Origin of the sequence: Synechocystis sp. PCC 6803 substr. PCC-P (assembly GCF_000284455.1) — a bacterium.
Classification (GTDB): Bacteria; Cyanobacteriota; Cyanobacteriia; order Cyanobacteriales; family Microcystaceae; genus Synechocystis.
This window is the reverse complement of record NC_017039.1, coordinates 1,907,779-1,933,313: the sequence shown is the minus strand read 5'-3', so window position 1 is coordinate 1,933,313 and position 25,535 is coordinate 1,907,779. Positions and strand designations below refer to the sequence as shown.

General features: G+C 47.3%; 27 protein-coding genes. 16 read left to right on the top strand and 11 right to left on the bottom strand.

All coding sequences use genetic code 11. The features are described from left to right. Positions 1 to 225: 225 nt before the first annotated feature. Together SYNPCCP_RS09190 and SYNPCCP_RS09185 are read left to right on the top strand one after the other, a co-directional pair. The gene (locus SYNPCCP_RS09190; RefSeq protein ID WP_010872958.1) at positions 226 to 432 is read left to right on the top strand and encodes a DUF2281 domain-containing protein; all 207 of its coding nucleotides are present in this window, start codon (positions 226 to 228) and stop codon (positions 430 to 432) included. Further along, entirely contained in the window at positions 432 to 818 is a 387-nt protein-coding gene (locus SYNPCCP_RS09185) for a type II toxin-antitoxin system VapC family toxin (RefSeq protein ID WP_010872957.1), read from the top strand. The genes SYNPCCP_RS09190 and SYNPCCP_RS09185 overlap by 1 nt, the downstream gene beginning before the upstream one ends. A 49-nt stretch (positions 819 to 867) precedes the next feature. Here SYNPCCP_RS09185 and SYNPCCP_RS09180 read toward each other — a convergent pair whose 3' ends face one another. The 3 genes from SYNPCCP_RS09180 to SYNPCCP_RS09170 form a co-directional block, all read right to left on the bottom strand. After that, positions 868 to 1,932, bottom strand: a complete 1,065-nt coding sequence (locus tag SYNPCCP_RS09180) for a glycosyltransferase (protein WP_010872956.1) — start codon at positions 1,930 to 1,932, stop codon at positions 868 to 870. Between the two features lie 42 nt (positions 1,933 to 1,974). Continuing rightward, a complete protein-coding gene (sat, locus tag SYNPCCP_RS09175; RefSeq protein WP_010872955.1) occupies positions 1,975 to 3,147 on the bottom strand; it encodes a sulfate adenylyltransferase in 1,173 nt (390 codons plus the stop codon). A gap of 512 nt (positions 3,148 to 3,659) precedes the next feature. Further along, positions 3,660 to 5,963 carry a ribonucleoside-diphosphate reductase subunit alpha gene (locus SYNPCCP_RS09170; protein ID WP_010872954.1) on the bottom strand — a complete coding sequence of 768 codons (2,304 nt, stop codon included), beginning with the start codon at positions 5,961 to 5,963 and terminating at the stop codon, positions 3,660 to 3,662. A 301-nt stretch (positions 5,964 to 6,264) separates the two neighbouring features. On the opposite strand from SYNPCCP_RS09170, the gene psb35 reads away from it, so the two are divergent. Then, on the top strand, positions 6,265 to 6,561 hold the full coding sequence (gene psb35 / locus SYNPCCP_RS09165; RefSeq protein ID WP_010872953.1) for a photosystem II assembly protein Psb35: 297 nt from the start codon (positions 6,265 to 6,267) through the stop codon (positions 6,559 to 6,561). 24 nt (positions 6,562 to 6,585) lie between these two features. Here the strand turns inward: psb35 and SYNPCCP_RS09160 are convergent, their stop codons facing one another. The 3 genes from SYNPCCP_RS09160 to SYNPCCP_RS09150 all read right to left on the bottom strand — a co-directional run bounded on the left by SYNPCCP_RS09160 (position 6,586) and on the right by SYNPCCP_RS09150 (position 10,035). Beyond that, positions 6,586 to 8,256 carry a carbohydrate porin gene (locus tag SYNPCCP_RS09160; protein WP_010872952.1) on the bottom strand — a complete coding sequence of 557 codons (1,671 nt, stop codon included), beginning with the start codon at positions 8,254 to 8,256 and terminating at the stop codon, positions 6,586 to 6,588. A gap of 86 nt (positions 8,257 to 8,342) precedes the next feature. Continuing rightward, positions 8,343 to 9,287, bottom strand: a complete 945-nt coding sequence (locus tag SYNPCCP_RS09155) for a hypothetical protein (RefSeq protein WP_010872951.1) — start codon at positions 9,285 to 9,287, stop codon at positions 8,343 to 8,345. A 148-nt stretch (positions 9,288 to 9,435) separates the two neighbouring features. Continuing rightward, positions 9,436 to 10,035, bottom strand: a complete 600-nt coding sequence (locus SYNPCCP_RS09150; protein WP_010872950.1) for a nucleoside deaminase — start codon at positions 10,033 to 10,035, stop codon at positions 9,436 to 9,438. Positions 10,036 to 10,388: 353 nt separating this feature from the next. Between SYNPCCP_RS09150 and SYNPCCP_RS17640 the strand changes: the two genes are divergently transcribed. The 3 genes from SYNPCCP_RS17640 (at position 10,389) to SYNPCCP_RS09135 (ending at position 11,495) form a co-directional block, all read left to right on the top strand. Further along, entirely contained in the window at positions 10,389 to 10,661 is a 273-nt protein-coding gene (locus SYNPCCP_RS17640) for a hypothetical protein (RefSeq protein ID WP_020862321.1), read from the top strand. A 152-nt stretch (positions 10,662 to 10,813) separates the two neighbouring features. Further along, positions 10,814 to 11,116, top strand: a complete 303-nt coding sequence (locus tag SYNPCCP_RS17635; RefSeq protein WP_010872949.1) for a transposase — start codon at positions 10,814 to 10,816, stop codon at positions 11,114 to 11,116. A gap of 55 nt (positions 11,117 to 11,171) precedes the next feature. Next, positions 11,172 to 11,495: an RpiB/LacA/LacB family sugar-phosphate isomerase gene (locus tag SYNPCCP_RS09135; RefSeq protein WP_071822672.1), complete on the top strand. Its 324-nt coding sequence runs from the start codon at positions 11,172 to 11,174 to the stop codon at positions 11,493 to 11,495. A 52-nt stretch (positions 11,496 to 11,547) separates the two neighbouring features. Here the strand turns inward: SYNPCCP_RS09135 and SYNPCCP_RS09130 are convergent, their stop codons facing one another. Together SYNPCCP_RS09130 and purD are read right to left on the bottom strand one after the other, a co-directional pair. After that, on the bottom strand, positions 11,548 to 12,162 hold the full coding sequence (locus tag SYNPCCP_RS09130; protein ID WP_010872947.1) for a hypothetical protein: 615 nt from the start codon (positions 12,160 to 12,162) through the stop codon (positions 11,548 to 11,550). A 204-nt stretch (positions 12,163 to 12,366) separates the two neighbouring features. Further along, complete coding sequence (gene purD, locus SYNPCCP_RS09125) at positions 12,367 to 13,626, bottom strand: phosphoribosylamine--glycine ligase (protein ID WP_010872946.1); 1,260 nt, start codon at positions 13,624 to 13,626, stop codon at positions 12,367 to 12,369. A gap of 111 nt (positions 13,627 to 13,737) precedes the next feature. Here purD and SYNPCCP_RS09120 point away from each other — a divergent pair, with 111 nt between their 5' ends. The 10 genes from SYNPCCP_RS09120 (at position 13,738) to SYNPCCP_RS09075 (ending at position 22,716) form a co-directional block, all read left to right on the top strand. Then, positions 13,738 to 14,373: a TIGR04282 family arsenosugar biosynthesis glycosyltransferase gene (locus SYNPCCP_RS09120; RefSeq protein WP_010872945.1), complete on the top strand. Its 636-nt coding sequence runs from the start codon at positions 13,738 to 13,740 to the stop codon at positions 14,371 to 14,373. A 96-nt stretch (positions 14,374 to 14,469) separates the two neighbouring features. Further along, a complete protein-coding gene (gene rpsL, locus SYNPCCP_RS09115; protein ID WP_010872944.1) occupies positions 14,470 to 14,850 on the top strand; it encodes a 30S ribosomal protein S12 in 381 nt (126 codons plus the stop codon). A 150-nt stretch (positions 14,851 to 15,000) separates the two neighbouring features. Further along, positions 15,001 to 15,471: a 30S ribosomal protein S7 gene (rpsG, locus tag SYNPCCP_RS09110; protein WP_010872943.1), complete on the top strand. Its 471-nt coding sequence runs from the start codon at positions 15,001 to 15,003 to the stop codon at positions 15,469 to 15,471. Positions 15,472 to 15,677: 206 nt separating this feature from the next. After that, positions 15,678 to 17,753, top strand: coding sequence for an elongation factor G (fusA, locus tag SYNPCCP_RS09105; RefSeq protein ID WP_010872942.1), 2,076 nt, complete (start codon positions 15,678 to 15,680; stop codon positions 17,751 to 17,753). Between the two features lie 59 nt (positions 17,754 to 17,812). Further along, positions 17,813 to 19,012: an elongation factor Tu gene (gene tuf, locus SYNPCCP_RS09100; RefSeq protein ID WP_010872941.1), complete on the top strand. Its 1,200-nt coding sequence runs from the start codon at positions 17,813 to 17,815 to the stop codon at positions 19,010 to 19,012. A 138-nt stretch (positions 19,013 to 19,150) separates the two neighbouring features. After that, positions 19,151 to 19,468, top strand: a complete 318-nt coding sequence (gene rpsJ, locus SYNPCCP_RS09095; protein ID WP_010872940.1) for a 30S ribosomal protein S10 — start codon at positions 19,151 to 19,153, stop codon at positions 19,466 to 19,468. 165 nt (positions 19,469 to 19,633) lie between these two features. Beyond that, a complete protein-coding gene (locus tag SYNPCCP_RS09090; protein WP_010872939.1) occupies positions 19,634 to 20,173 on the top strand; it encodes a TRAP transporter small permease subunit in 540 nt (179 codons plus the stop codon). Continuing rightward, entirely contained in the window at positions 20,173 to 21,510 is a 1,338-nt protein-coding gene (locus SYNPCCP_RS09085; RefSeq protein WP_010872938.1) for a TRAP transporter large permease subunit, read from the top strand. The genes SYNPCCP_RS09090 and SYNPCCP_RS09085 overlap by 1 nt, the downstream gene beginning before the upstream one ends. 61 nt (positions 21,511 to 21,571) lie before the next feature. After that, positions 21,572 to 22,390, top strand: coding sequence for a transporter substrate-binding domain-containing protein (locus SYNPCCP_RS09080; RefSeq protein WP_020862325.1), 819 nt, complete (start codon positions 21,572 to 21,574; stop codon positions 22,388 to 22,390). Between the two features lie 134 nt (positions 22,391 to 22,524). Then, positions 22,525 to 22,716: a hypothetical protein gene (locus tag SYNPCCP_RS09075; RefSeq protein WP_223211267.1), complete on the top strand. Its 192-nt coding sequence runs from the start codon at positions 22,525 to 22,527 to the stop codon at positions 22,714 to 22,716. Positions 22,717 to 22,791: 75 nt separating this feature from the next. Here SYNPCCP_RS09075 and SYNPCCP_RS09070 read toward each other — a convergent pair whose 3' ends face one another. The 3 genes from SYNPCCP_RS09070 to SYNPCCP_RS09060 form a co-directional block, all read right to left on the bottom strand. Continuing rightward, complete coding sequence (locus tag SYNPCCP_RS09070) at positions 22,792 to 23,787, bottom strand: pentapeptide repeat-containing protein (RefSeq protein WP_010872935.1); 996 nt, start codon at positions 23,785 to 23,787, stop codon at positions 22,792 to 22,794. Positions 23,788 to 24,190: 403 nt separating this feature from the next. After that, positions 24,191 to 25,096, bottom strand: a complete 906-nt coding sequence (locus SYNPCCP_RS09065; protein ID WP_010872934.1) for an LD-carboxypeptidase — start codon at positions 25,094 to 25,096, stop codon at positions 24,191 to 24,193. A gap of 38 nt (positions 25,097 to 25,134) precedes the next feature. Then, positions 25,135 to 25,482 carry a hypothetical protein gene (locus tag SYNPCCP_RS09060; protein ID WP_010872933.1) on the bottom strand — a complete coding sequence of 116 codons (348 nt, stop codon included), beginning with the start codon at positions 25,480 to 25,482 and terminating at the stop codon, positions 25,135 to 25,137. Between the last annotated feature and the right edge of the window lie 53 nt (positions 25,483 to 25,535).

Sequence of the window (25,535 nt, the reverse complement as noted above, 5' to 3'; positions counted from 1 at the left end):
ACTAATTTTTCAATAAAGTAGAGAGGTGAGTTTTGGCTCACCTTTTTATTGTCTTATTTTTACCAATTTTTTAATTTATGCGACTTAAGCCTAGAGATATTGAGATTAATCCTAATCTCCCTAAGTATCCTTTTGATAATGATCTGTTAGACCGTAAGGAAGAAATTGAAAATTTAACGCAGATTATTCAAATTGACCAATTACATTAAATTCAAGGATTTTCAAATGACTACTGAAGCTGCCCTATTAAACATTGCTGAAAATCTGCCTGATGACTTAAAAATCGAGCTTTTACACTATGCTGAATATTTAATGAATAAATCCTTAAATGCGCCCCAAAAGCCATTAGCAGGATCGATGAAAGGAACTTTTATTTTACCTCTACCCGAAGACTTTGATGCCCCCTTAGAAGAATTTGAGGAGTATATGTAATGAATTCTGTTTTGATAGACACCCACGTTTTTATTTGGTTAGCAGAAGATGACTCTAACTTGCCTGTGACGACAAAAGATACCTTAGAAAATATGGATAACGTTTTTGTTAGTATTGCCAGCTTTTGGGAAATTTCTATTAAACTAAAAATTGGTAAACTTTCTCTCTGTGGTGATTTCAATAGTATTGAAGCTAGTTTTCAAAGAACCCGATTCAAGCTATTACCTATTACACTAAAAGACACAATTAAACTTTATAATCTTCCCTTGCACCACAAAGATCCCTTTGATCGTATTTTGGTATCCCAATCGATTAATCATTCTCTTATTTTAGTCAGTCGTGATCAAGCTCTGGATGATTATCCGATTCAACGCCTGTGGTTGTAGAAAATAGCGACCTGAACGAAACTGTTGTGCCCGCCAATTCTAGGGACGTTTATTGGTAAAAATTCATCACATCTGTGAACCATTGCTCCAGGCGATCGCCATAGGCAGGGAGAGAATAACGGCGATCAGCCACTGAACGACAATTGGCCCGGTCGATGGCTGATATTTTTCCTACAGCGGCCACCAAAGCCGGAACGTCGTCGGGGGGTACTAAAAATCCTGTTTGCTCGGTTTCGACGATTTCCCTTGGGCCACCCCGGTCATAGGAAATTACCGGCACCCCACAGGCTAAGGCTTCCACTGCAACCCTGCCAAAAGCCTCTACCCATTTATGGGTCATTATTAGGGCTTGGCACTGACCTAAAGCCTGTTGGAATTCAGCAGTGGGCAAAAAGCCCTTATATTCCACCTGGGCTTGGGGATAACTGCGTTTTAGGGACTGCCAATACTGTTCATCCTGGAGATAACCAAAAACTTGCAAAGGCAAATTGGTTGCTTGAGCCACTGCAAAGGCATCTTCCAAACCCTTTTCCGGGGAAATGCGACCGGCCCAAGCCAAAGTTTTACCTGATTTAGGAACAAATTGATACTGGTCCAAATCAATGCCACTGCTCAAAATGCGGAAAGAATCCGCCACAGCATAGGTTTCAGCCTGGGCTTGGGTGTGGGCCCCCAATGTGCCGGGACATAGCTGAGCCACCCGGTTGATCGCCTGGTCCATAACTGCATTCCAGGAGCTAATGCAAACATAGTGCAATACCGGCCGCTGTAAAAAAGGGGAAAGGTAAAAAGGTAACCATTCATAGCCAAAATCGACAATTAAGTCATAATCTTGTTCTACTTCCCTGATGTAGTCCCACATATGGGCCACCACCGCATCCTCTGGCATCAGTACTGGATCGTGGTAGGTCGGCTCTGGAATTAAAGGCTGCAACGCCCCGGCAATTTCCTGGATGGGCAAACCGGCGATCGCCGAACCCTTGGGGGCGACAATTTTGACCTCATGGCCACGACTGACCATGGTGCGGGTGATGTTTTTTAAGTTCAGGGCCACTCCCCCCAACCGTCCAGAATTGAGGGAACTGACGGGACTAGAAACAAATAGTAGGCGCATATTTAATGCCCAAGAATTGGAGAAATAATTCCCTTAATTCCTTTAGCTTTCCCCCTGCATGGCCCGAATTAATTCCTGGGCTACTTCAGGGCGGGAGAATTCCGGTGGCGGCAATTGTCCATCCCGAAGCAAAGCCCGCACTTTAGTGCCAGAGAGGTGAATGCGGTCTTCTGGGCCACTGGGACTGGTTTTAGTGGTGGCCATTTGCAGGGTCTTTTTGCAGTAAAAAGCGTGCTCGAACTTCATCGGCACAATACCCAGCGCTTCCGGGGCAAACTCGTCAAAAATTTCCTGGGCATCGTAGGTGCCGTAGTAGTCCCCCACCCCGGCGTGGTCCCGACCTACAATGAAATGGGTACAGCCATAGTTTTTGCGAATCAGGGCATGGAAAATAGCCTCCCGGGGCCCGGCGTAGCGCATGGCGGAAGGATTAATACCCAGAATGACCCGCTCTTTGGGGAAGTAATTGTCCACCATAATTTCGTAGCAACGCATCCGCACATCGGCGGGAATGTCATCACTCTTTGTTGCCCCCACCAGAGGATGGAGAAAGAGGCCATCAACTACCTCCAGCGCGCATTTTTGAATGTATTCATGGGCCCGGTGGATGGGGTTACGGGTTTGAAAGCCGACAATGGTTTTCCAGCCCCGCTCGGCAAATAACTGACGGGAAGCGGCGGGGTCAATTTGGTATTTGGGAAACAGGGGATGGGGTTCCCGCTCCAGTAACCAGATGGGGCCGGCCAGGTTAACAGGGCCTTGGTCATAAATCACCTTGACTCCAGGGTGGGCTTGGTCGTCGGTGCGGTAAACGTTTTTAGCTTCGTGGGCTTTGTTGTAGTGATATTTCTGGGTCAGCTCCAACACACCGATGAATTTACCAGCGCTGTTGTCCAACCGCACCCAACTGCCTACTTCCAAGGGAGCGGCCACTTCCTCTGTCACTGATAAAGTCACGGGTACCGACCAGGGCAAACCGTTGCTGAGTTTCATTTCTTCCACCACCAGCTCGTAGTCGTCCTGCTCCATAAAGCCCTTGAGGGGACTAAAACCGCCAATGGCAATCATGACCAAATCCGATGTGGCCCGTTCATCCAGTTGCACCCTGGGCAATTTATCGGCGATCGCCAAAAATTCCTGGCGTTCTGCTTCCGGGGCGAGGCGATTGATCAGTTGGCCGCCGTGGGGGGCAATGGCTGCAAGGGAAGTGGTCATGGTTAATTGGTAATGGATAGGGGAGATGACTAGCAAAAAGATTGATTAAACCCCAGACTAGATTGCCATGGAGGGGCGACAAAACTCAACTAGCGGCACTATCTTGTCAGCCCACCGGGATAGAATCCGGGCAACTAATCAGGAAAACATTAATGATTGCTACCCAACTCTGTTCAAAGTTATGAGGTTTACCATTAGCCCTGATGGGTATTTTTTGATCTGGGTGAAATCTTCTGCACAAACCCTGGACTAACGGAGGTTAATATCACAATCCCATCCAAAGATTCCTGGACAAGAGTGGGAGTTTCTAAGCCTATACTTTGCAGAGGCAAAACGGTTTCCGTCGCCCAATATTTAAAAGAATGTAGCTAAATCAACGCCATCAGAAAAAATCCGTCAAAATTACCCTTTTCAAGGAAATTTGCCACGGATCCTAGCCTTGTTGGCATCAACGACCTTCAAGGGAAACTAAGCATCATTTCCTCAAGCTTGTGAACAAGTTTTTAGATTATCTAATTAGCACAGGCAACGCAGCCATCGGAGGAATCCTTAAAGTCATCCTTTTGTACAGTGCGAATATAGTAGATCGCCTTACAACCGGCCTCCCAGGCCATGACCAGGGTGTCAAAAATGTCCTTGGCATTGAGGCTTCTTTCCGGTTCTTCAGGGAAATAAATGCCCGCATTGAGGTTAAATAATAACTCCATGGAAATGCCCGTATCTGTCCATTGTTGGATGGCGGCCACGGCTTTGACTACTTTGCGCTGGTCCATGGTTTTATTCTCCGGGTAGAACCAGAAACAATTACCAATGAAGGGCGGTGCAATGGGGACAGTGCCCTTAGCCCATTTATCGTAAAAGAAGCGGCTATAGACCGGCAAAATGCTGGCAGTGCAACCTTGGACTAGGGATGATGATGTGTTGGGGGCGATCGCCGTAATGTGGGAGTTGCGAATGCCGTGGGTTTGGATGTCGTTGGAGAGTTTTTCCCATCGTTCCGGTTTAGCCGCATTAGCTTGAAACCAACTGACGGGTTTGGAACCAATTAATAAACCTTTTTGCCAGTCACTACCGGGGAAAGCAGGGTAAGCTCCCCGTTCCTTGGCCAATTCCATGGAGGATTGGGTGCACCAATAGCCGATTTCCTCGAACAAGCGATTAATATCCGCTAACTCGTCATAATTCAGACGACGTTTAGCCAGCCAGTCTGCTAACCCCATGGCTCCCACCCCGATGGTGCGGTATTTATTGTTATGGCTTTTAGCATCGGCAAAGGGAGGCGCAGTCAATTCAATGGTGTTATCCAGCATCCGCACAGCAATCTGACTGACCCCAGCAATGTCTTGCAAGTCTAGATTGGCAAGGTTGAGGCTAACTAGGTTACAGCAATGGGCATCCTGACCAGGGGTAACGTTGGAGAATGATTCACAGCAAAGATTAGTGCCAGGAATATAACCTAAATGTTTATTAGGATTGGCTTTATTGATAGTGTCTTTAAAGGAAAGATAGGGCATCCCGGTTTCTACCTGGGTACGCATTATCTGCTTAAACAATTCCCGGGCATTAATACGTTTGTAGAGGGTAATGGTGGTATCGAGGTTTGACTCAATTTCTCGATAGGCACCTTCAAATTGTTCCCCCCAGAGTTCGGCTAACTCAATGCCCATTTTTTCCCTAACTTCGTAGGGGTCCACTAACGTCCAATCTTCTTTGTTAATGACCCGCCGCATAAATTCATCGGGCAAGATTAACTGGGGAAAAATATCATAGGCTTTACGTCGTTGGTCACCATTTTCCGCCTGCATTTCCAGAAATTCTGGTACGTCCAAATGCCACACATCCAGCCCTACGGTTACGGCTCCGGCTCTGCGCCCCCCCTGATTAACGGCGATCGCCGTATCGTTGAGCAGTTTTGTCCAGGGAATCACCCCTCCGGAAGCGTTGGGCTTACCCATTACCCAACTGCCGGTGGCCCGGATGCGGGAAACGTTAACTCCCACTCCACCACCGTTTTTGGAAATTCTGGCAGCATTGGTAATTTCCCCAAAAATACTTTCCAGGTTATCCTCCATGGCCACAATGAAGCAGGAAGTCAGAGAACCACCGGGCACTCGTAAATTAGCCAGGATTGGGGTGGCTAAAGAAATTCTACGGGCTGCAATTGATTCATAAAATCTCCGGGCCCATTGCAAACGGCGATCGGGGGCTTCCACCGAAGCTAATAGCAGCGCACAGGTTAATAACGCTTCCTGGGGTAATTCGTTGGGTAATAGATAGCGGCTAGTTAATAAAACTGCCCCGGCATAGTCATAGTCTGTGTCCCAGTCCGAGTTAATCCAACAGCCCGCTTCCTGCAATTCCCCTTCGCTGTAAGTCAAGATGCGGGAGTCATATTCCCCATTGGTGACCTTGGTTTGTACCGTGCGTAGATACTGCCCATACTGATATCCCCGACGCACTAGGGTATCTTTCCACAGACTCCAAACATGTAAACGGCCAGCCACGTAGCGCCAGTCTGGTTCGTTGGGACTGCACATTTCCAGAGCGCAGCTAATTAAATTATCTTGAATCTCTCTAGTGCTAATCCCCTCTCTCAACCTAGTCGTTAGCCCTGCTTCTAGGGCGATGGAGTTCACTTCCAACCCAAGGCAAGCCCAGTCCACCACTGCCCGAATTTTGCCAATATTTAGGGGAGTTGAGGAGCCATCTCTACGGATCACTTGTATGCGATGTCCCTGATGGGAACCCTGGCTAGTGCCGGCATGGGCATCATTGGCGGAGGAGCTGATAGGGGCGCTGATGAGGGTGGGATGCATAGAAAAAGACAGTCAGGGGGACTTCGTAGGGTAGCGGAACAAACTGACAGGGTCAAGGGCCCAAAGTGAGAGCTTAGATAAATTAAGCCACAGATATGGTGTGGCCGACACTGATCTTACTCCACATCTGGCACTTTATCATAGGCCACCCCCCTGGGGATCGGGTTGCTAAATTGGCTACCAAATGCCTAGAATTAATCCTTCAATGTCTGAAATCACCCCAGGGTGAGCCATTGCCCTGATAACAATTTTTGTTAAGATTGGGTTCGTTCCCCCCCCCAACTATTATTTCTTAAAAAATATGTTTGCTCTACCCATCCTGGCGGTTGCTGGCACGTTTCCCACCTACTTTGTAGCGGTCTATGTTGTGGGTTTGGTGGCGGCGGTGTCCATCGGTTTGGTGGCCTGGTACAATTCCAAACGCCCTGTGGGTTGGGAAAGATCAAAAAGACCAGATTTTATTCCCAAAATTAACACCGGCAGTGATTCGGAGCCACCCCAATTCACCCCTCCGGAAAACTTAGTAGAATCTCCATCGACCCTGGAGGCGGAAACTGGGGAGGTGGAATCCACCCCTGCCAATTCTCAGCCGGAATAGTTGGACATATTTTCTAGAAGTTTTTTAGAAGGGGAAAGTGAGTTGTACAGTGCCACTTACACTAGGAGCCCCAGCCCCACCACTACCGGGAGTAGGTAAAACCGTCAGCACCGGTTGAATAAATAAATTACCCACCAGATGGTACTGGGCATAAAGCTGGATCATGGTTTCGTAACTATTAAAGCCGTAGCCCGCTAGGGGATTAGCATTTAGCCTGGCCCAGGAAAAACCGAAACCGTAACTGTCCAACGGGCGATCGCCAAAGGGGGCAATGAAAGTTAAACCAAAGCCGAGGGAACTATGCATTAAAGCTGTGCTGGAGCTGTTCCAACCACCTTGGACAAAGCCAACAATACCGTTTTGATCTTCGCTATCCCGGAATTTACCTAGTTTTTGCACCAAGTAAGCATACATGCCCCCCGTTTGGGCTTCAAATGCGCCCCCAGGGGCCGTTAGCGGACCACTCTGTCGCCATCCCCCTACCGCCACACTGCCCCAACCGGTTGCCGGATCATCAGCGTAGGGAGTCCAGGTTCCCCCCACTTCTGCCACGCTGAACAACGCACCGGAAAAATTAGGCCAAGTTAAACCCGTTTGTACTCCCTGTGCGCCTCTGCCGTCATAAATTCCCGCTTGGGTGTACCAACCATTGGGAGTAGCGGGATTGTCGCCGGGGGCACCCCAGGATTTCCATGAACCATATAAACCAAAAGCTGAATTGTAGTAGCCGGGAATGAAGCCCAACATGGCCGGCCCTACAAATACGGGAGTATAAATTAAGCCGGTGGTGGAAGTGAATAATTGCGGATTGGTTTGGGTCACAAAGGGTCGCCCCACATAACCAAAATTCATCGAAGGGATTAACTTGCCCACCCGAAAAGAAAGGCGATTATCAAGAAAGGTTTGATTGAGCCAGAGTTGGTACAATTCCGTGCGATTCAAAGGGGGCCCGGCTTCAATGGAGTTATAGCCCTGGACAGAACCTGCCGCAAAGTTGACTGGTTGGCCGTTATATTGCAAACCTTCCACTTCAAAAAAAGCATTTTTCCAACCCACTGCTTTTTCTAAATCTATTCCCAAACCTAAAATTAAAGCTCCATTAAAATCGGTGGAACCAGGCTGATTGCCGCCGGAAATTTGTTGACTAATATTGCCCATAAAAATGCCCCCTAAACGAAGGGGACTGTTTTCGTCTAACCCTAACCATTGACCTAGTTGTCCTGTACCCACTAACATGTTAGAGGCGGCGGGGTTGCCACTGATAGCGACTACGGATTGATGGGGTTCATGATGGTGATCATGGTCTGGGTCAAAATTGTTTATCTGTAATATCTGGGCATAATGCACAGCCTCTTCTTGCCAGTCCCCTAATTCTCCTGGAGTTAAAGCTTTTAAAGGACTGATTCTAACATCTTTAGCAAAATGAAACTGGGATTGTTTATTAAGAAATATATCTATATTTTCTTTGTTTTTACTATTATTTTGATCATCAAATTCTATTTCTGTAACTAAATTTATCTTGCCAACTTCCTCTTCTGGCATAGACTCGGCCAGAATTTTCGACTGGGGAAAGATGGCGATCGCCAAAGTGAGGCTAAGCTTAAGCCAAGAATAGTTAGAATTTGCAGAAAGAAATTTAGAAAACAGTATTAATCCTAAATCCTGCACACCAAAAAGCAAATAATAAAAAGTCATGATGGAGAAGGGATGAGTCGAGAAAATAGTGCGAAAAATAATAAAGCTTTTTTGATATATTGAGACGCTTCAGACAACTTCAATTATTAAAATACAAACACCATTACTCTGCAGATAAACAGCAAATATAAAGCCACTATTACACTTCCCCAAAAGTCAATTTTTTCTTTATAATATTTTTGCGGGTAAAGCCAAAAACGCATCATTTTTTGAATAACTGGAATTACAAAATATTGAAGCAAAATACAGGAGCACAAGGTATTGATTAAAAGAACCACAGGTAATGGAAAAATATTTAGAAAACCAAGGAACTTAGTTTGGATAAGCACCATAGGATATAATCCCATTTCCACTATAAGAGGCATTTTCCATTGGGCTAGTGTTGTTGGTTTTCCTGCAACATCAAACCAACTAGAAAAGCCGCTGGGAAACTGACTCACTACGGATTCCTCGTAAAAAGAAGAGCCCTCTTCAATTAATACTTCTCTTTCTGGAGAATTGAGCCAGTGGTTAAGATTATCCAAGTTATCGAACTGAAAATTAACAATCCAGGTTTTGTTATTGGCTTTTTGTTCTATGATTGATGGCCGAATATCTGACTCAATAAAGCCAGGAAACTTCCTCATTGTTTTATTAATTTTGTCATTCCATTCGAGCCAATTTGCTTCATTTTCTGGCTTTAGAGTGGTTGTAATCAGCATAGAAGCTTTTTGGGTAAAATTTGACAAAAACTGTCTTTTAGATAATTGCACATAAGATTTATGAGATAAGAGAATCTTAAATTCTTCCGAGTTTAGATAGTGGTTAAGATTTTTTTCTTGGGCAAATTGAATAATTGTTAACCACTCAGTTCTAGTTTCTGGAATAGGAGCTAAAAAATCAGCATTAATAAAACCAATTTGTTGTTGGGCAGACAAAATTAGTTGCCTTTGATCAGCCAAGTATTTTGGCTCATCTTCAGGGGCAACTAATTCAGCAAAAAGCACCGTATTAACGCATTCTTTATTCTCTGGATTAGAGTATTTATCCATGACTATCTAAAAAACAAACGAAAAGTGCTCGCGACAAAAATCAATAAATTTTAATGAATTAGTAACTTAATTTGTCCAGTGAAGTTGGGTAATGGTAAAAGTTTTAAAATTTTATAATTCATCAAATTTATTTCCAGAAAAAATAAGATTAATCTAAAGGAATGTCTGCATCTCCTTTACTGGATTGATACACATCAGACATTTCAGCATAAACAGCCTTTAGATTTTCAATGCGGTCCAGAAAAGACCGCTTTAATTCTCCTTGATAGCCATCAACTAGCTTGACCAAATCATGACTTTTCCAATAGTAATTATCATGGGAATAGTCCCCATTTTCTACCTTGAATACCTCTTTTAAGATACGCAGGTCATGGGGAATATTAAATGAATCACGAGAATCTTCAAAACTAAAAAGATAATAAAAATTATCGTATCCGCCCCAGGTAATAGCTGATAAACAAAGTGAACAGGGCTCGTGGGTGGCAAGAAAAATGCAATCCCGGGGATTAGGACGCTTTTTCCGGGGAAGTTCATAGAGTTTTTTCATGGTGTGGACTTCACCATGCCAGAGAGGGTTTTCCGTTTCTGTATTCGTACTGGATACTAACGTTGATAGGTCTTCCTTTTTAAGAATTGCCGCACCAAATAGTTTGTTTCCGGCTTTAACCCCCTCCCGGGTTTTAGGAACAATATCCTGTTCAATCACTGAAAGTAAGCGGTCAATAATTTTAGATTCTGAAAATGACATGATTTTTTTTACTTTACCTGCTAACAATAAAGTTAATGTACATTTCTGAAAAAAAGATGTCTCAAGATTTAATCAAATCTTAATAAAAATTAATAAAGCCATATAGCAAAAATCGCATAGATTAGGACATAGCATAGATTAGGACATAGCATAGATTAGGACATAGCATAGATTAGGACATAATATAGGAAAAAGATAAAGATAAGGAAAAAGCGATGCCAGCCCCCTACAGTATTGACCTGAGAGAAAAAGCAGTAAGTGCAGTGGAAAGAGGTGAGAAAAAAAGCCAGGTGTGTAGGACGCTAAACATTAGTCGCAACACATTAGACCTATGAATTAAGAAAAAGAGGTATATGGGAAGTGTATGCCCAGTAACAGACTACCATCGTGGTCCACAGCCGAAAATAAATGATTTAGATAAATTCAAAGAATTTGCGGAGGAGAATAGTCATTTAACTCAAAGGGAAATGGCGGAGAAATGGCCCGAGACGCTCGGTAAAACAAGAATAGGTCAAGCTTTAAAGAAAGTAGATTTTACCAGAAAAAAAACTTATATTTACAGGGAAATAGATGAAGAAGAAAGGAATGTGAAAATGAGCTCAAGCAATATGCGCCAGAAAGATTGACTTATATGGGTCAAGCTGGTCTAGATGATACCCTGGACTACCCCTATGGTTACTGTCATAAATCAGAGGGATTTAAGGGGACTAAATTAGGACATAGAACCAAGAGAGTCAGCATAATAAGTTGTTGGTAGAATGGAACTACAATAGCTCCAATGATATTTGAAGGATACTGCAACGCCCAAGTAGTATGCAGGTGGATAGAAGAAATGTTGTTACCAGAGTTAATACCAGGTCAGATACTAATTATGGATAATGCAAGCTTTCATCCGAAAGAAAGAATCAAGGAATTGTTAGCAAAAGCTGGGTGTGAGGTTATATTTTTACCACCATATTCACCGGACTTGAACAAAATTGAGAAGTTCTGGGCGAAACTAAAACGTTATGTTGCCCAACTGGTTAGTAATGGAGAATCGCTGATTGCTGCATTGGATATAGCGTTGAGAGAGCTGTCCTAACTATCTCATTCTTTGCTTATTTGGCGCCTTGGCAGGGGAAAAAGACCCCTGGCCATTGGTTGCCCAACAATTAGCGGAAGCGGTGGCCGGTCAAACCGTAGAGGAAGGCATACTATTTTGTTGGACGGGAACGGGTGTCTCCATTGCGGCCAATAAAGTACCGGGTATCAGGGCCGCCCTAGTGAGGGATGCGGAAACTGCCAAGGGAACCCGTTGGTGGAACGATGTCAATGTGCTGGTAATGAGTTTACGGGCCACTTCCCCGGCGATCGCCAAGGAAATTTTGGCCGCCTGGTTTACGGAACAAGTCAAACCGGAAGAATTGGATTGTATTCAACTGGTGACGGCGATCGAGCAAAAATATTCTAGCCAAACCTAATCCAAGTAAGCATTCCACCGTCCAGTCAAGATGTTGCTGACCACAACTGGGGCTAATTAACCACCGGGGCAGTAGGGGCCGCATTGGTGCCAGTGGGGGTGGGTCCCTCAAACGGAGAAGCTACAAAACCCAATTCATAAAGCTGTTGGTAGGATTTTCTGCCCAAGTCCGTGGTGGGATTCTGGGAACGGATAATTTGTAGCAACAGGGGCACCGCCAAAGCTGGTTCGTTGTTGGCTCGATGTACTAGAGCTAAACGGTAGGTAGCTTCATCCCGCAGTTGACCAGTTTCCAGAGCGGCAATTCTTTGTTCTTCAAAAATAACCGTGTTAATGCCCGAGAAACTATTAGCTAATTGCAGATGAAAGTTGGACAATTGGTTAAAAATCTTGCGGGCTTCCTGTAGTTTTTCCAGAGCCACTGTGTACTGGTTAAGATTAATAGCCTCATTAGCTTCATTCATTAAGCGACGGCCGGCGCCCACGCTCAAGATACTACCTTCTTGGTTGAGGGGACGAAACTCCCTAGAATTTTCGGGACCACTACCCTCGATAATCACTTCCTCCACCTCCGTGACCCCCTGTCCCCGGACTGACGGAGTCAAACTGGAGACCACGGCAAGGCCGCAGACAGTTAAAGCCAATATGTGCACAAGACGTTGAAGCATAGTCAAATTGGGGAAGGGCAAATGTAGGAAGGTAGTTCAAGGCAAACTGCAACGTATATTAACATTCCCGGTTGATCTCTTTAGGACACCATTGGTTTACTTTTGCCATTGCCAAGGCCACTGGTCTTTTCCTCTCCGGCCCCAGGGGAAATTTGTTTTACCCCAATCCATTCTCCCCGAAGAATTTCCGTTCCCAACTCCTTGTCAAAGTGCTTTGTGGCCGATGTCCCGTCGGTAATACATACCATCAAAGTCAATTTGTTCTACTCCCCGATAGGCAGTGGCGATCGCCGTGGATAAGTCTTTTCCTAGGGCGGTGACTCCCAATACCCGGCCTCCATTGGTCAAAACTTTGCCTTCCTTTAATTCTGTGCCAGCATGGAATACCTTAACATCTTGAGCTTCGGCTTCAGCCAAACCATTGATTTCATCTCCTTTGCGGTAACTGCCGGGATAACCACCAGCGGCCACCACCACACAAACAGCATTACCGGAATGCCATTGCAGAGGTCCCAATTGCTCTAGGTTTTGTTCCACACAGGCCATCAATACCTTTTCTAGAGGAGTGGCCAGGAGGGGCAACACCGCTTGGGTTTCAGGATCACCAAAACGACAGTTATATTCCAACACTTTAATTTCCCCGGTGGGGCTGACCATTAAGCCGGCATATAATACTCCCCGGTAATCAATGCCCCGTTTAGCTAAAGCGTTAGCAGTGGGCTGTAGGATTTGTTTTTGCACCTGGTCTATGACCGCTGGCGGGGCGATGGGAGCAGGGCAGTAGGCTCCCATGCCACCAGTATTGAGCCCTTGGTCTCCTTCCCCAATGCGTTTGTGGTCCTGGGCTGGTAGCAGGGGAATAACTGTTTTGCCGTCACAGAGGGCCAGCACGGACACCTCTTCCCCCGGTAAAAATTCCTCCACCACAATTTTTTCAAAGCCCTGGTCAAATAATTCGGCGATCGCCGTGGTTGCTTCGGCTGAAGTTTGGGCCACAATCACCCCTTTACCAGCGGCTAAACCGTCGGCTTTCACCACAATGGGAGCTCCCATTTTCGTGGCATAGGCCTGGGCTGGAGCTGGCTCAGTGAAAGTTTCCCCAAAAGCTGTGGGCACTCCCGCTTCGATTAATAACTGTTTAGTCCAAGATTTACTCGCTTCCAATTCTGCCCCGGCTTTGGTGGGGCCAAAAACTTTTATACCCAGTGCTTGTAATTGATCGGTCAACCCCAGGGTAAGGGGCAATTCCGGCCCCACCACTACTAAATTAATCTTTTCCGTTTGGCAAAATTCACAAATTTCCCCCAGTTGATCCACGGCGATCGCCACATTTTCTGTTTTCGGTAACCCAGCAGTACCGCCATTTCCCGGCAAGCAATAGCAATGGCTCACCTCCGGCGATCGAACTAACGACCAAGCCAAAGTATGTTCCCGTCCACCGCTACCAATAACTGCCACTTTCATGGACTGTAACCTCTACAACTGCTGGAAAAATTATGATAAATTAGCCGTTCTCAAGATTAACAGAATGGCCGGAGTTGACTGGAGTTATTTATCTCCGCCCCCCCACTTTCCATGGCTGAACAGCATTTAATTATTTTCACCCGTTGGCCAGAACCCGGAAAAACCAAAACTCGCCTGATCCCTGCCCTTGGCTCTAGGGGAGCGGCCAAGCTACAGCAACAACTGACGGAACATACCGTTCAAACCGCCCATAATTTTCGCTGCCAAACCGATGCCCCTTGTCAAATAACTGTTTTTTACACTGGCGGAACTAGACAGCAGATGGAACAGTGGCTAGGAACTAATTTTTGTTATCAACCCCAAGGAACTGGAGATTTAGGCGATCGCCTGCAACAGTCTTGCCAGTGGGCCTTTGGGCAGGGAGGCAACAAAGTTGTGATTATCGGCATTGATTGCCCTGGTATTACTCAAGAACTACTCCAAACCGCCTTCACTGCCTTGGATAATTACCCGGTAGTGCTGGGGCCGGCCCTGGATGGCGGTTATTATCTAATGGGCTTGACCAACTTCAACCCAGCCTATTTCGAGCAAATTGACTGGGGCACTGGAGTCGTTTACCAACAGACCTTGGCAAAAATTGTCCAAAATGGCGATCGCCCTTACGACTTACCAACCCTACCGGACATAGACCATCCCACGGACTTGCAATACCTACCCGTCACCTTCATCGCAGCAGATAAAACTTAGGTTGACAGCGCTAAATAGGCAGCGGTATGATGAAAATTTGTCGATGATTTTCTTATCTATTAGGAGAACGATCCTAATTCCCACTATATTTAACACATGCCAACTATCCAGCAGCTAATTCGTAGCGAACGCTCGAAGGTACAGAAGAAAACTAAATCCCCTGCCCTCAAGCAATGTCCCCAACGGCGGGGAGTCTGCACTAGGGTTTACACCACCACCCCCAAAAAGCCCAACTCCGCCCTCCGGAAAGTGGCCCGGGTACGCCTCACCTCCGGGTTTGAAGTAACTGCCTATATCCCTGGCATTGGCCACAACCTGCAAGAACACTCCGTAGTACTAATCCGGGGCGGTCGGGTAAAAGATTTGCCTGGGGTTCGCTACCATATTGTGCGGGGCACGTTGGACGCCACCGGAGTTAAAGACCGCAAACAGGGTCGCTCCAAATACGGCACCAAACGGGAAAAAGCGAAGAAATAACTTTCCCAACTTTCCATTAGCCTAGCCGCCCCTGTCCAGTGAAGGTGTAGCTGGCTTTACCACTCCCCTTACTTTCGGCAACCCAGCCCGAAACGTTTGGCAGTAATCACAACTTTTAATCGTTATCCAGAGCAAAAAGAGTAAAAAGTTATGTCTCGTCGTGGCAATGTCAAAAAGCGCCCTGTGCCCCCGGATCCCGTTTACAACAGCACTCTGCTGAGTATGACCATCCGTAGGGTAATGCGCTCCGGCAAAAAATCCTTAGCTTCTAGCATTGTTTACAATGCCTTGGCCTCCGTTGGTGAGAAAACTGGCGAAGATCCCTTGGAAGTGTTTGAAAAGGCAATCAAAAACTTGACTCCCCTGGTGGAAGTTAAAGCCCGCCGGGTTGGTGGTGCCACCTACCAAGTACCCATGGAAGTTCGTCCTGCCCGGGGAACTGCCCTAGCTTTACGTTGGTTGGTGCATTTTTCCCGTGCTCGGGGTGGTCGCACCATGGAAAGCAAATTGGCTAACGAAATTATGGATGCCGCCAATGAAACCGGTGCCGCCATCAAAAAGCGGGAAGAAACCCACCGCATGGCCGAAGCCAACAAGGCCTTTGCCCATTACCGCTACTAGGCAATAGGCAAGGCAACATTGATACAGGTTTGGGGTTGAGTTGCCCCCACGCCTCCCTGGGTTAGTTTTCAGGAAAATTCCCCCTAGATTTAGTTGCAGATCTAGAAAGGTCGGGGAAAACGTATAGAATTGTTAATGGCCTCCCGTTTTCCCTTGGGAAAGAGAGAGCTTGTTTTTGGTCGAACCCCCGGTTAGGAGTAAACTTTATGGCTCGCACAGTGCCCCTAGAACGAATACGTAACATTGGTATCGCCGCCCACATTGATGCGGGTAAGACCACCACGACGGAACGGATTCTGTTCTACTCTGGCGTGGTTCATAAAATCGGTGAGGTTCATGAAGGTACGGCAGTAACGGACTGGATGGCCCAGGAAAGGGAAAGGGGCATCACCATCACCGCCGCCGCTATTAGTACCGATTGGTTGGGGCATCATATCAACATCATTGACACTCCGGGGCACGTGGATTTCACCATTGAGGTGGAGCGCTCCATGCGAGTGTTGGACGGAGTAATTGCTGTATTTTGTTCCGTGGGTGGAGTGCAACCCCAATCAGAAACAGTGTGGCGTCAAGCGGAACGATACCAAGTGCCCCGCATTGCCTTCGTCAATAAGATGGACCGCACCGGGGCTAATTTTTTCCGGGTCTGTCAACAGATTGGCGATCGCCTACGGGCCAATGCGGTGCCCGTTCAAATTCCCATCGGTAGTGAAGCGGAGTTTGAAGGCATTGTGGATTTGGTGCGCATGAAGGCCTATTTATACAAAAACGATCTGGGCACAGATATCCAGGAAGTTCCCATTCCCGATTCAGTGAAGGATAAAACGGAAGAATATCGCCTGCGCCTAGTGGAATCGGTGGCGGAAGCAGATGATGCTCTGATGGAGAAATACTTGGAAGGGGAAGAGTTAACCGCCGATGAGTTAGTAGCCGGCCTGCGCCGGGGAACCATTGCTGGGACCATGGTGCCAGTGCTTTGTGGCTCCGCATTTAAAAATAAGGGAGTTCAACTTTTACTCGATGCGGTGGTGGATTACCTCCCCTCCCCCCTAGAAGTGCCGGCGATCGAGGGACATCTACCCGATGGCGAAGTAGCCACCAGACCGGCGGAAGATAAAGCTCCCCTGTCAGCTTTGGCCTTCAAAGTAATGGCGGACCCGTTTGGCCGGCTCACCTTCGTGCGGGTTTATTCCGGCGTGTTGGAAAAGGGCAGTTATGTATTGAATTCCACCAAAGAGAAGAAGGAACGCATTTCCCGATTAATCATCCTCAAAGCCGATGACCGCATTGAGGTGGACCAGTTAAATGCCGGAGATTTGGGCGCAGTGTTGGGGCTCAAGGATACCCTCACTGGGGATACCCTTTGTGATGACCAAGAGCCGATTATTTTAGAATCCTTGTTTGTCCCCCAGCCAGTTATTTCCGTAGCGGTGGAACCAAAAACTAAACAGGATATGGATAAGCTTTCCAAAGCTTTACAATCTTTATCCGAGGAAGATCCCACTTTTCGCGTCAGTGTCGATCCCGAGACCAACCAAACGGTAATTGCTGGCATGGGAGAATTGCATTTAGAAATTCTGGTGGACCGCATGCTACGGGAATTTAAGGTGGAGGCCAATGTGGGTGCTCCCCAAGTAGCCTATCGGGAAACCATCCGTAAGGCAGTACAGGCAGAAGGTAAATTTATTCGCCAGAGTGGGGGCAAGGGCCAATATGGCCATGTGGTCATTGAGGTGGAGCCTACCGAGCCAGGGACGGGCTTTGAATTTGTCTCTAAAATCGTCGGTGGCGTTATTCCCAAGGAATACATTGCCCCGTCGGAACAGGGGATGAAAGAAGCCTGTGCTTCGGGGGTATTGGCGGGCTACCCGGTCATTGACCTCAAAGCCACCTTGGTAGATGGGTCTTTCCATGATGTGGACTCATCGGAAATGGCCTTCAAGATTGCTGGTTCCATGGCAATCCGGGAGGCTGTGGGCCAAGCTGACCCTGTGCTCCTAGAGCCGGTCATGAAAGTCGAAATTGAAGTTCCTGATGACTTCATGGGCAACGTGATCGGTGACCTCAATGCCCGTCGGGGCCATATTGAGGGCCAGGAAACGGAGCAGGGCATAGCCAAAGTGGCCGCTAGTGTTCCATTGGCGGAAATGTTTGGCTATGCGACCGATATCCGGTCAAAAACCCAAGGCCGGGGTATTTTTTCGATGGAATTTAGCCATTATGCAGAAGTACCCCGTAATGTTGCCGAGGCGATCGTCGCCAAAAGCAGAGGCTATGCCTAAGCCGGCAGTTCTCCTAGGACTGCAATCTGTGTAGAAACAATCAAAGGACTTATTTATTCATGGCACGCGCAAAATTTGAACGGACGAAAGACCACGTAAACATTGGCACCATTGGTCACGTTGACCACGGTAAAACCACCCTAACGGCGGCGATCACCATGACCTTGGCGGAATTGGGTGGTGCCAAAGCCCGGAAATATGAAGATATTGACGCGGCTCCTGAGGAAAAAGCCCGGGGCATTACCATCAATACTGCCCACGTTGAGTATGAAACCGATAGCCGTCACTATGCCCACGTAGACTGTCCTGGTCACGCTGACTATGTGAAAAACATGATCACCGGTGCTGCCCAGATGGACGGTGCGATTCTGGTGGTTTCCGCCGCTGATGGCCCCATGCCCCAAACCCGGGAACACATTCTTTTGGCTAAGCAAGTAGGGGTTCCCAAACTGGTGGTCTTTTTGAATAAGAAAGACATGGTGGACGACGAAGAACTGCTGGAATTGGTGGAACTGGAAGTTCGTGAATTGCTCAGCGACTACGATTTCCCCGGTGATGACATTCCCATCGTTGCTGGCTCTGCCCTCAAGGCGATCGAAGGAGAAAAAGAATACAAAGATGCGATTCTTGAACTCATGAAAGCCGTTGACGACTACATCGACACCCCTGAGCGGGAAGTTGATAAGCCCTTCTTGATGGCGGTGGAAGACGTATTCTCCATCACTGGTCGTGGTACCGTTGCCACCGGTCGGATTGAGCGCGGAAAAGTTAAAGTTGGCGAAGAAATTTCCATCGTCGGCATTAAAGATACCCGTAAAGCCACTGTTACCGGTGTGGAAATGTTCCAAAAAACCCTTGAAGAGGGAATGGCTGGGGACAACGTGGGTCTGCTCCTCCGGGGGATTCAAAAAGAGGACATCGAACGGGGTATGGTTTTGGCTAAACCCGGTTCCATCACTCCCCACACCGAATTTGAAGGGGAAGTTTACGTGCTCAAGAAAGAAGAAGGTGGCCGCCACACTCCTTTCTTTGCCAACTACCGCCCTCAGTTCTATGTACGGACCACTGACGTAACCGGTACCATCAAAAGCTACACCGCTGACGACGGCAGTGCTGTGGAAATGGTTATGCCTGGGGATCGTATCAAAATGACCGTTGAGCTCATTAACCCGATCGCCATTGAACAGGGGATGCGTTTTGCTATCCGCGAAGGTGGTCGTACCATCGGCGCCGGTGTTGTTTCTAAGATTTTGAAGTAGTCCTTAGAACAACATTCATGATGTAGTTGGTGTTGGGTTGGTTACGGTAAGTTTTTTCTGACTGGGCCAGCCCCACTGACTATTCAACTTTCTGAACCTTGACAATTAAACAGTCCGCTAATTCTGAGTTAAATTTCCATGGCAACATTGCAACAACAAAAAATCCGTATCCGCCTCAAAGCCTTTGACCGTCGCCTCCTCGATACATCCTGCGACAAAATTGTTGATACCGCTAATCGTACTAATGCCGCCGCTGTGGGGCCGATTCCTTTGCCCACCAAACGGAAAATTTATTGTGTGTTGCGCTCTCCCCACGTGGATAAGGATTCCCGGGAACATTTTGAAACCCGCACCCACCGCCGCATTATCGACATTTATCAGCCTTCTTCCAAGACCATTGACGCTCTGATGAAGTTGGATCTCCCTGCCGGGGTTGATATCGAAGTCAAGCTATAGAATTTGACATTCTTATTTTTAGAGTCAAATTGTCCTCGCTAGTAAAATGGTGAGGATTTTTTATTTGTTTAATGGCGAAACTTGCTGGTCTAGGTTGTAGTCTGAACATCTAGAATTTGCTCTATTTTTATGGGAAGTTCTTTGGCTGAGGGAGGCCAGTAATTAGTGGACAAATTACTCAAAATTGCCCAGCTTATCGATCAATTCACCGCTTGGATTGGGAAATTTACCGCATGGTTAGTATTGGCAATGGTACTAACTGGCGGCTGGAATGTGGTGGGGCGCTACCTCGGCCGCTTAGTAGGCCAGAACTTGGCCTCCAATGGTTTGCTAGAAGCCCAATGGTATTTGTTTGATCTAGTTTTTCTTCTCGGTGCTGCCTACACCCTGCAAACCAATGACCATGTGCGGGTGGATATTTTTTACAAATCCCTTGGCGATCGCCAGCGGGCTTGGGTGAATTTATTGGGTACCTGTTTATTTTTATTCCCGTTTTGTGGGCTAGTGATTTTTTATTCTTGGGAATCGGTGATCAATTCCTGGCACATTTGGGAAACTTCGCCGGATCCGGGAGGATTACCCCGTTATCCCATTAAAACCATGATTATTGTCGGTTTTGTCCTACTTATTTTCCAAGGCATTGCGGAAGTAATTAAAAATCTGGCGATCGCCCTTGGTCATGTTGATACGGAGGCTAGGGGTTAATGGTGGACTACGATTGGTTAGGGCCAATGATGTTTGTGGGGGCATTGGTCTTCCTGGGCTGTGGCTATCCCGTTGCCTTTTCCCTGGGGGGAGTGGCGATTTTATTTGCCATCATCGGCGCGGCTTTAGGTTCCTTTGACCCCATATTCTTGTCCGCCATGCCCCAAAGGATTTTTGGCATTATGGCCAATGGTACTCTGCTGGCTATTCCCTTTTTCATCTTTTTGGGATCCATGCTGGAGCGGTCTGGCATTGCTGAGCAACTATTAGAAACCATGGGTATTATCCTGGGGCATTTGCGGGGAGGACTAGCCCTGGCGGTGATCCTAGTGGGTACTATGCTGGCGGCAACCACCGGAGTTGTGGCGGCCACCGTTGTGGCCATGGGTTTAATTTCCCTACCCATTATGTTGCGCTATGGCTACAGCAAAGAGTTAGCATCCGGTGTCATTGTCGCCTCTGGCACCCTGGGACAAATCATTCCTCCTAGCGTAGTTTTGATCGTTTTAGCTGATCAATTGGGAGTTTCCGTGGGGGACTTATTTATCGGCTCCCTCCTTCCAGGACTAATGATGGCCGGCAGTTTTGCCCTTTATGTCTTGATAATTGCCTGGTTAAAACCGGACTTAGCCCCGGCTTTACCGGCCGAAGTTAGGAACATTGGCGGCCAGGAATTACGCAGACGTATAGTGCAGGTGATGTTGCCCCCGTTAGTTTTAATTCTGTTGGTGCTGGGGAGTATTTTCTTCGGCATTGCTAGTCCCACCGAAGCAGGGGCCGTGGGTTCCATCGGGGCGATCGCCTTGGCCCATTTTAATCAACGTCTGAACTGGAAAGCCCTCTGGGAAGTCTGTGACGCCACCCTACGCATTACCAGCATGGTGATGCTAATCCTATTGGGGTCAACTGCGTTTAGCTTAGTGTTCCGGGGGCTGGAAGGCGATCGATTTATGTTTGATCTTTTGGCTAATTTACCCGGTGGCCAAATTGGCTTTTTAGCCATTAGTATGATCACCATTTTCATCCTGGGATTTTTCATTGACTTTTTTGAAATTGCCTTTATTGTTCTGCCTCTGTTTAAGCCTGTGGCAGAGGCACTAAACCTTGATTTAATTTGGTACGGTGTCATTGTGGGAGCCAATTTACAAACCTCCTTCCTCACACCGCCCTTTGGTTTTGCCCTCTTTTACTTACGGGGAGTGGCACCAGCTAGCTTGACCACTGGACAAATTTATCGGGGAGCTGTGCCCTTCATTGGCTTGCAAGTTTTAGTGTTGTTGTTAATTATTATTTTCCCTGCTCTGATTAATTGGTTACCTTCTTTAAGTGTTCAATAAAGTAATTAATTTTCTACCTATGGGGAAATTTTTCTGCTTTTTTACTTATACTACTCTTTCCATGCGTAGCCTAATTGTCGCTAGCTGTTTACTATTTTTAATTCCGGGTTTAACTGTCAGTGCGACGGCCCAAACCATGGTCTTGGAAACCAACGGGATAGCTATGACTAGCCGAGAAGTCAGCCTAGAAGCCATTCGGCAACGGGGTAAATTAAGGGTGGGAGTGAAGGATAACTTACGACCTTTGGGTTTTCGGGATGGACAGGGGGAATTAACTGGTTTAGAAATTGCTTTGGCCCGTCGTTTAGCTTTGGCTTTGCTGGGGGATGAAACGGCGGTGGAGTTGGTTCCGGTACAGAATCAGGACCGGCTTCCCCTATTACTCAATGGTGACGTGGATTTAATCATTGCCCAAATGGGCCAAAATCCTGCTCGCGATCGCCTGGTGGATTTTTCCCCGCCCTACTATATGGACGGAGTTGGTTTAATTAGCAAAAACAGCTCCCTGAAAAACATAGACCGCAACCAGGCTCACACCATTGCGGTGCTTAATAACAGCGGCACCATTCCCGTTATCAAACAAGCATTTCCCCAAGCTACCCTTGTGGGGGTAGATTCCTACGACCAAGCCTATCAAATTCTAGAACAGGGCCAAGCCATGGCCTTTGCTGGGGACAATTCCGTGCTGAGCGGCTGGGCCCAATCCCAATCCGATTACTATCATTTACCTTTGCAATTAACAGTTAACCCCTTAGCGATCGCCATGGCCAAAGGATTGCAACATCAGGCTCTCCAACGGGAAGTTAACCAAACCCTACTGCAATTGCGGGCTTCTGGTTGGCTCCGGCAACAATGGCAAGCCTGGGGCCTGCCCTTCTAAGAAATGCAGAAAATTTCACCCCAGTCAACAATACTTAACAAAGGTTTACAATTGCCTTGGCTTTTGTTAAGGTGTAGTTGTCAAAGTTGGTTTACCTAGAGAAATCAAACATGCAATCCTCACAGACCTGGGCGATGTCCTCCGCAGACACAGCTACCAAAGAAACCAACTGGCTCTCTCTGCTGTTCTTTTTGATGGGGGCCATGAATGCCTACATGTTTTTCCGTCGCCAACGGGATTGGTTGAATCAGCAGGGACTGCGTCTGATTAAAGTTGCCCTGGCATCCTTCGGCTGTGCCGCTCTCCTGGAAGCATTAATCTTTTAGGGGTGATTCTTCCGCCGGTGGTACTTTTGATTGACTATTATCAATCAACTGTTTAATTATTGCAGTGCATTTCAGCTAAATGACATAGGCGGCCTGCAGGCCCCCAAAGCAACTAATATTTAGTCCCTGGCGCCCCTGGTGGACGTTATGACTGCGATGATTGTGATGGTTTCCCAGTCCTAATATCCCTTCGCGAAACATGGACTGGTCGGCGATCGCCTCTTCCCAATTAACGCCTTCCACCACGGCATCGTGCCAAACTACCTGGGTTAGGTTGGCCCCCATCAGATCAGCCCCGGTCAGGTCCACTCCAGTGAGATTTGCTCCGGTTAAATCTGCCCCCCGGAGGTTAGCGCCCCGCAAACTGGAGTGACTAAGGTTTGTGTCCCGCAGGCAACTGCCGGTTAATTTCGCCCCATCCATGGCTAAACCGTGGAGACTGAGAGCACTTAAATCCATTTCCTTCATAAAAGCCCGGCGCAAATCCGTTGCCCACAACCTAGCATCGCGCAAATTAGCCAGACTAAGGCAAGCTTCCTGTAAATTAGCCCAGGAAAAATCGGCTTTCTGGAAATTGGCTTCCCGTAAATTGGCAGCAAACAGATTAGCTCCGGTCAGATTAGTCTGCTCCAGATTAGCTCCCCGGAGATTGGCATGGGCTAGGGTTGCCCCGCTCAGCTTAGCTCCTTTGAAATTAGTTTTAACTGCAAAAGCCCCGTAGAGACTGGCTTTGGTCAGATCGGCATGGCTTAAATCTGCTTGGTTGAGTTTGGCATAGGTCAAATCTGCCCAGTTCATTTGGCAGTGCCCCAGGCGGGCTTTGGTCAAAAAGGTGCGCTGCAAATTACTACCAATCAGGTTCGTGCGCTCAAAATCGACAGAAATCAGAGTGAATCCCGATAGGTCAGCATTTTGTAAATTTTCCCGAGGAAAGCGGCGCACACCGTGTTCGTAGGCCCGCAGGAGAGGATTGATGTTCATAGACAAGGAAACTCCATGTCGAGAATATTTACTGTTGTCTCTCTTTGGCCACTGGGTTTGGGCGGCGGCAATTTTGATCAATGAAAGCACAGCAGTGACGTTGAATAGATATTTGCCCAGAAAAATCCTTCCGTCTGTAATGGATTTTACCTAAAACAAACTATTTGGACACACTTTTTTGCCGGGCTGACACAATTCTTAATTGTTTATTAAGAATAAAATTGTCTATGTCTTAAGATAGAGAGTGGAGTCCATAACCTTTGCTGTATAAAGATTTTTTCTAAATATTTTTCAAGAAAAATTGATTATTTATGCCAGCAAGCTATTAACTTTTTGTAGTTAAGCTATAAACTCATTAACAAATAATTTTAATAAGTTTTATGAATTTTTCCCCCGGCCATAATCGCCACAAAGCTATTGCCCAGACCAATCTGGAGCATTAATACCGGAGCTATGACAATGAATATCTCCGGAGGCAAAAGATGATAAAACTTTACAAAAAGCTGAGGGTGCCAGCGTCCCCATCCAATTCCGCTTTGCTACCCACGGGCAAAATGGCATTGACGCCGCCATGACCAAACGGTAAATCCGCCACCACTGGTATGCCCAAATCCCCCAGGCGATCGCCAAGGACTTCTTCCACTGTCCAACTGGGGAATCCGGCGGGAGCTTCACATTCACTGAACCGCCCCAGGGCAATGCCAGCTACCTGGGATAAATTGCCGGAGGCTCGCCATTGGGTCACCATGCGGTCAATGCGATAGGGGGATTCGGTCACATCTTCGATCGCCAAAATTACGTTTTCAAAATCTGGTTGCCATTCTGTTCCTAAAAAATGGGTAGCAACGGTTAAATTACCTGCCACTAAACGCCCTCGGGCCATTCCTTTCTGCCAACTGTTCCCGGTCAATGGTGCAAGGGGAAGACCCTGAAGATGCCCACGCAACCGTTCCAGGGCCCAATCCGGCTCATCGCTGAGGGTAGTCAACACAGGGCCGTGGAGGCTGATAATACCTGATTTGAGCAAACTCCATAAAATCCCTGTGACATCGGAAAAACCCAACACCCATTTTGGTTGGCTAATTGCCGGCCATTGCCAATCTTCCAGCAACCGGGCGGAGCCGTAGCCCCCCCGACTACATAAAATTCCTTTACACTGGGGGTCTAACCAAGCGTGGAGTAAATCTTGCCTACGTTGTTGATCTGTTCCCGCTAGGTAGCCGAAGCGATTGTGGTAACCTTGGCTGAAAATTACCTCGTAGCCCCACGATCGCCAAATATCCACCCCTTTTTGCAAGTCCGCCAATTCCCGCAGACTACCGCTGGGGGACACCACAGTGAGGCGATCGCCTGGTTGGAGAGGGAGAGGTTGAAGAAAATTTTTGGGCAGGGAAGACATTGGTTGGGCACTGTTTACAAGGTTTACCAGGGCTGGATCTAACCATGCTGGGCTAGATATTCAGCCAAATCTTCAATGAGTCTGGGCAATTCCGCTTCCGTGGTCAAACGAATCCGGTCATCCCGTAGTGTGAGCAATACCTTAGCCGCAAAGGGGCTGGGGTAAATATTTGGGTTGCAAAATACTTCTAAAAAGACTTCTCCACTGTGGCAATATTCCAAATTCTGTTGCTTCTCCGGTCGGCCTCCCTGGTTAACCTGAGCACCAATGGCCTTTAATTGATTGACCAATTGGTTGATCTCCCCCTGGAGGGTGATCGCCGCTTCGGCACTAAAGGGAAAACGAACAGAACCTTGGAGTAAGTTGAGGGTTAGGGGAGCTGTCATTACAAAAATGGGGCTGGGAAATTGGATATTTAATCAATGGAGCCAGAAAAGAC

What these genes read in the sequence shown, in the direction of transcription:
- SYNPCCP_RS09190 (WP_010872958.1), top strand. Translation starts at nt 226, where the DNA reads ATGACTACTGAAGCTGCCCTATTAAACATTGCTGAAAATCTGCCTGAT.
- SYNPCCP_RS09185 (WP_010872957.1), top strand. Translation starts at nt 432, where the DNA reads ATGAATTCTGTTTTGATAGACACCCACGTTTTTATTTGGTTAGCAGAA.
- SYNPCCP_RS09180 (WP_010872956.1), bottom strand. Translation starts at nt 1,932, where the DNA reads ATGCGCCTACTATTTGTTTCTAGTCCCGTCAGTTCCCTCAATTCTGGA.
- sat (WP_010872955.1), bottom strand. Translation starts at nt 3,147, where the DNA reads ATGACCACTTCCCTTGCAGCCATTGCCCCCCACGGCGGCCAACTGATC.
- SYNPCCP_RS09170 (WP_010872954.1), bottom strand. Translation starts at nt 5,963, where the DNA reads ATGCATCCCACCCTCATCAGCGCCCCTATCAGCTCCTCCGCCAATGAT.
- psb35 (WP_010872953.1), top strand. Translation starts at nt 6,265, where the DNA reads ATGTTTGCTCTACCCATCCTGGCGGTTGCTGGCACGTTTCCCACCTAC.
- SYNPCCP_RS09160 (WP_010872952.1), bottom strand. Translation starts at nt 8,256, where the DNA reads ATGACTTTTTATTATTTGCTTTTTGGTGTGCAGGATTTAGGATTAATA.
- SYNPCCP_RS09155 (WP_010872951.1), bottom strand. Translation starts at nt 9,287, where the DNA reads ATGGATAAATACTCTAATCCAGAGAATAAAGAATGCGTTAATACGGTG.
- SYNPCCP_RS09150 (WP_010872950.1), bottom strand. Translation starts at nt 10,035, where the DNA reads ATGTCATTTTCAGAATCTAAAATTATTGACCGCTTACTTTCAGTGATT.
- SYNPCCP_RS17640 (WP_020862321.1), top strand. Translation starts at nt 10,389, where the DNA reads ATGGGAAGTGTATGCCCAGTAACAGACTACCATCGTGGTCCACAGCCG.
- SYNPCCP_RS17635 (WP_010872949.1), top strand. Translation starts at nt 10,814, where the DNA reads ATGATATTTGAAGGATACTGCAACGCCCAAGTAGTATGCAGGTGGATA.
- SYNPCCP_RS09130 (WP_010872947.1), bottom strand. Translation starts at nt 12,162, where the DNA reads ATGCTTCAACGTCTTGTGCACATATTGGCTTTAACTGTCTGCGGCCTT.
- purD (WP_010872946.1), bottom strand. Translation starts at nt 13,626, where the DNA reads ATGAAAGTGGCAGTTATTGGTAGCGGTGGACGGGAACATACTTTGGCT.
- SYNPCCP_RS09120 (WP_010872945.1), top strand. Translation starts at nt 13,738, where the DNA reads ATGGCTGAACAGCATTTAATTATTTTCACCCGTTGGCCAGAACCCGGA.
- rpsL (WP_010872944.1), top strand. Translation starts at nt 14,470, where the DNA reads ATGCCAACTATCCAGCAGCTAATTCGTAGCGAACGCTCGAAGGTACAG.
- rpsG (WP_010872943.1), top strand. Translation starts at nt 15,001, where the DNA reads ATGTCTCGTCGTGGCAATGTCAAAAAGCGCCCTGTGCCCCCGGATCCC.
- fusA (WP_010872942.1), top strand. Translation starts at nt 15,678, where the DNA reads ATGGCTCGCACAGTGCCCCTAGAACGAATACGTAACATTGGTATCGCC.
- tuf (WP_010872941.1), top strand. Translation starts at nt 17,813, where the DNA reads ATGGCACGCGCAAAATTTGAACGGACGAAAGACCACGTAAACATTGGC.
- rpsJ (WP_010872940.1), top strand. Translation starts at nt 19,151, where the DNA reads ATGGCAACATTGCAACAACAAAAAATCCGTATCCGCCTCAAAGCCTTT.
- SYNPCCP_RS09085 (WP_010872938.1), top strand. Translation starts at nt 20,173, where the DNA reads ATGGTGGACTACGATTGGTTAGGGCCAATGATGTTTGTGGGGGCATTG.
- SYNPCCP_RS09080 (WP_020862325.1), top strand. Translation starts at nt 21,572, where the DNA reads ATGCGTAGCCTAATTGTCGCTAGCTGTTTACTATTTTTAATTCCGGGT.
- SYNPCCP_RS09075 (WP_223211267.1), top strand. Translation starts at nt 22,525, where the DNA reads ATGTCCTCCGCAGACACAGCTACCAAAGAAACCAACTGGCTCTCTCTG.
- SYNPCCP_RS09065 (WP_010872934.1), bottom strand. Translation starts at nt 25,096, where the DNA reads ATGTCTTCCCTGCCCAAAAATTTTCTTCAACCTCTCCCTCTCCAACCA.
- SYNPCCP_RS09060 (WP_010872933.1), bottom strand. Translation starts at nt 25,482, where the DNA reads ATGACAGCTCCCCTAACCCTCAACTTACTCCAAGGTTCTGTTCGTTTT.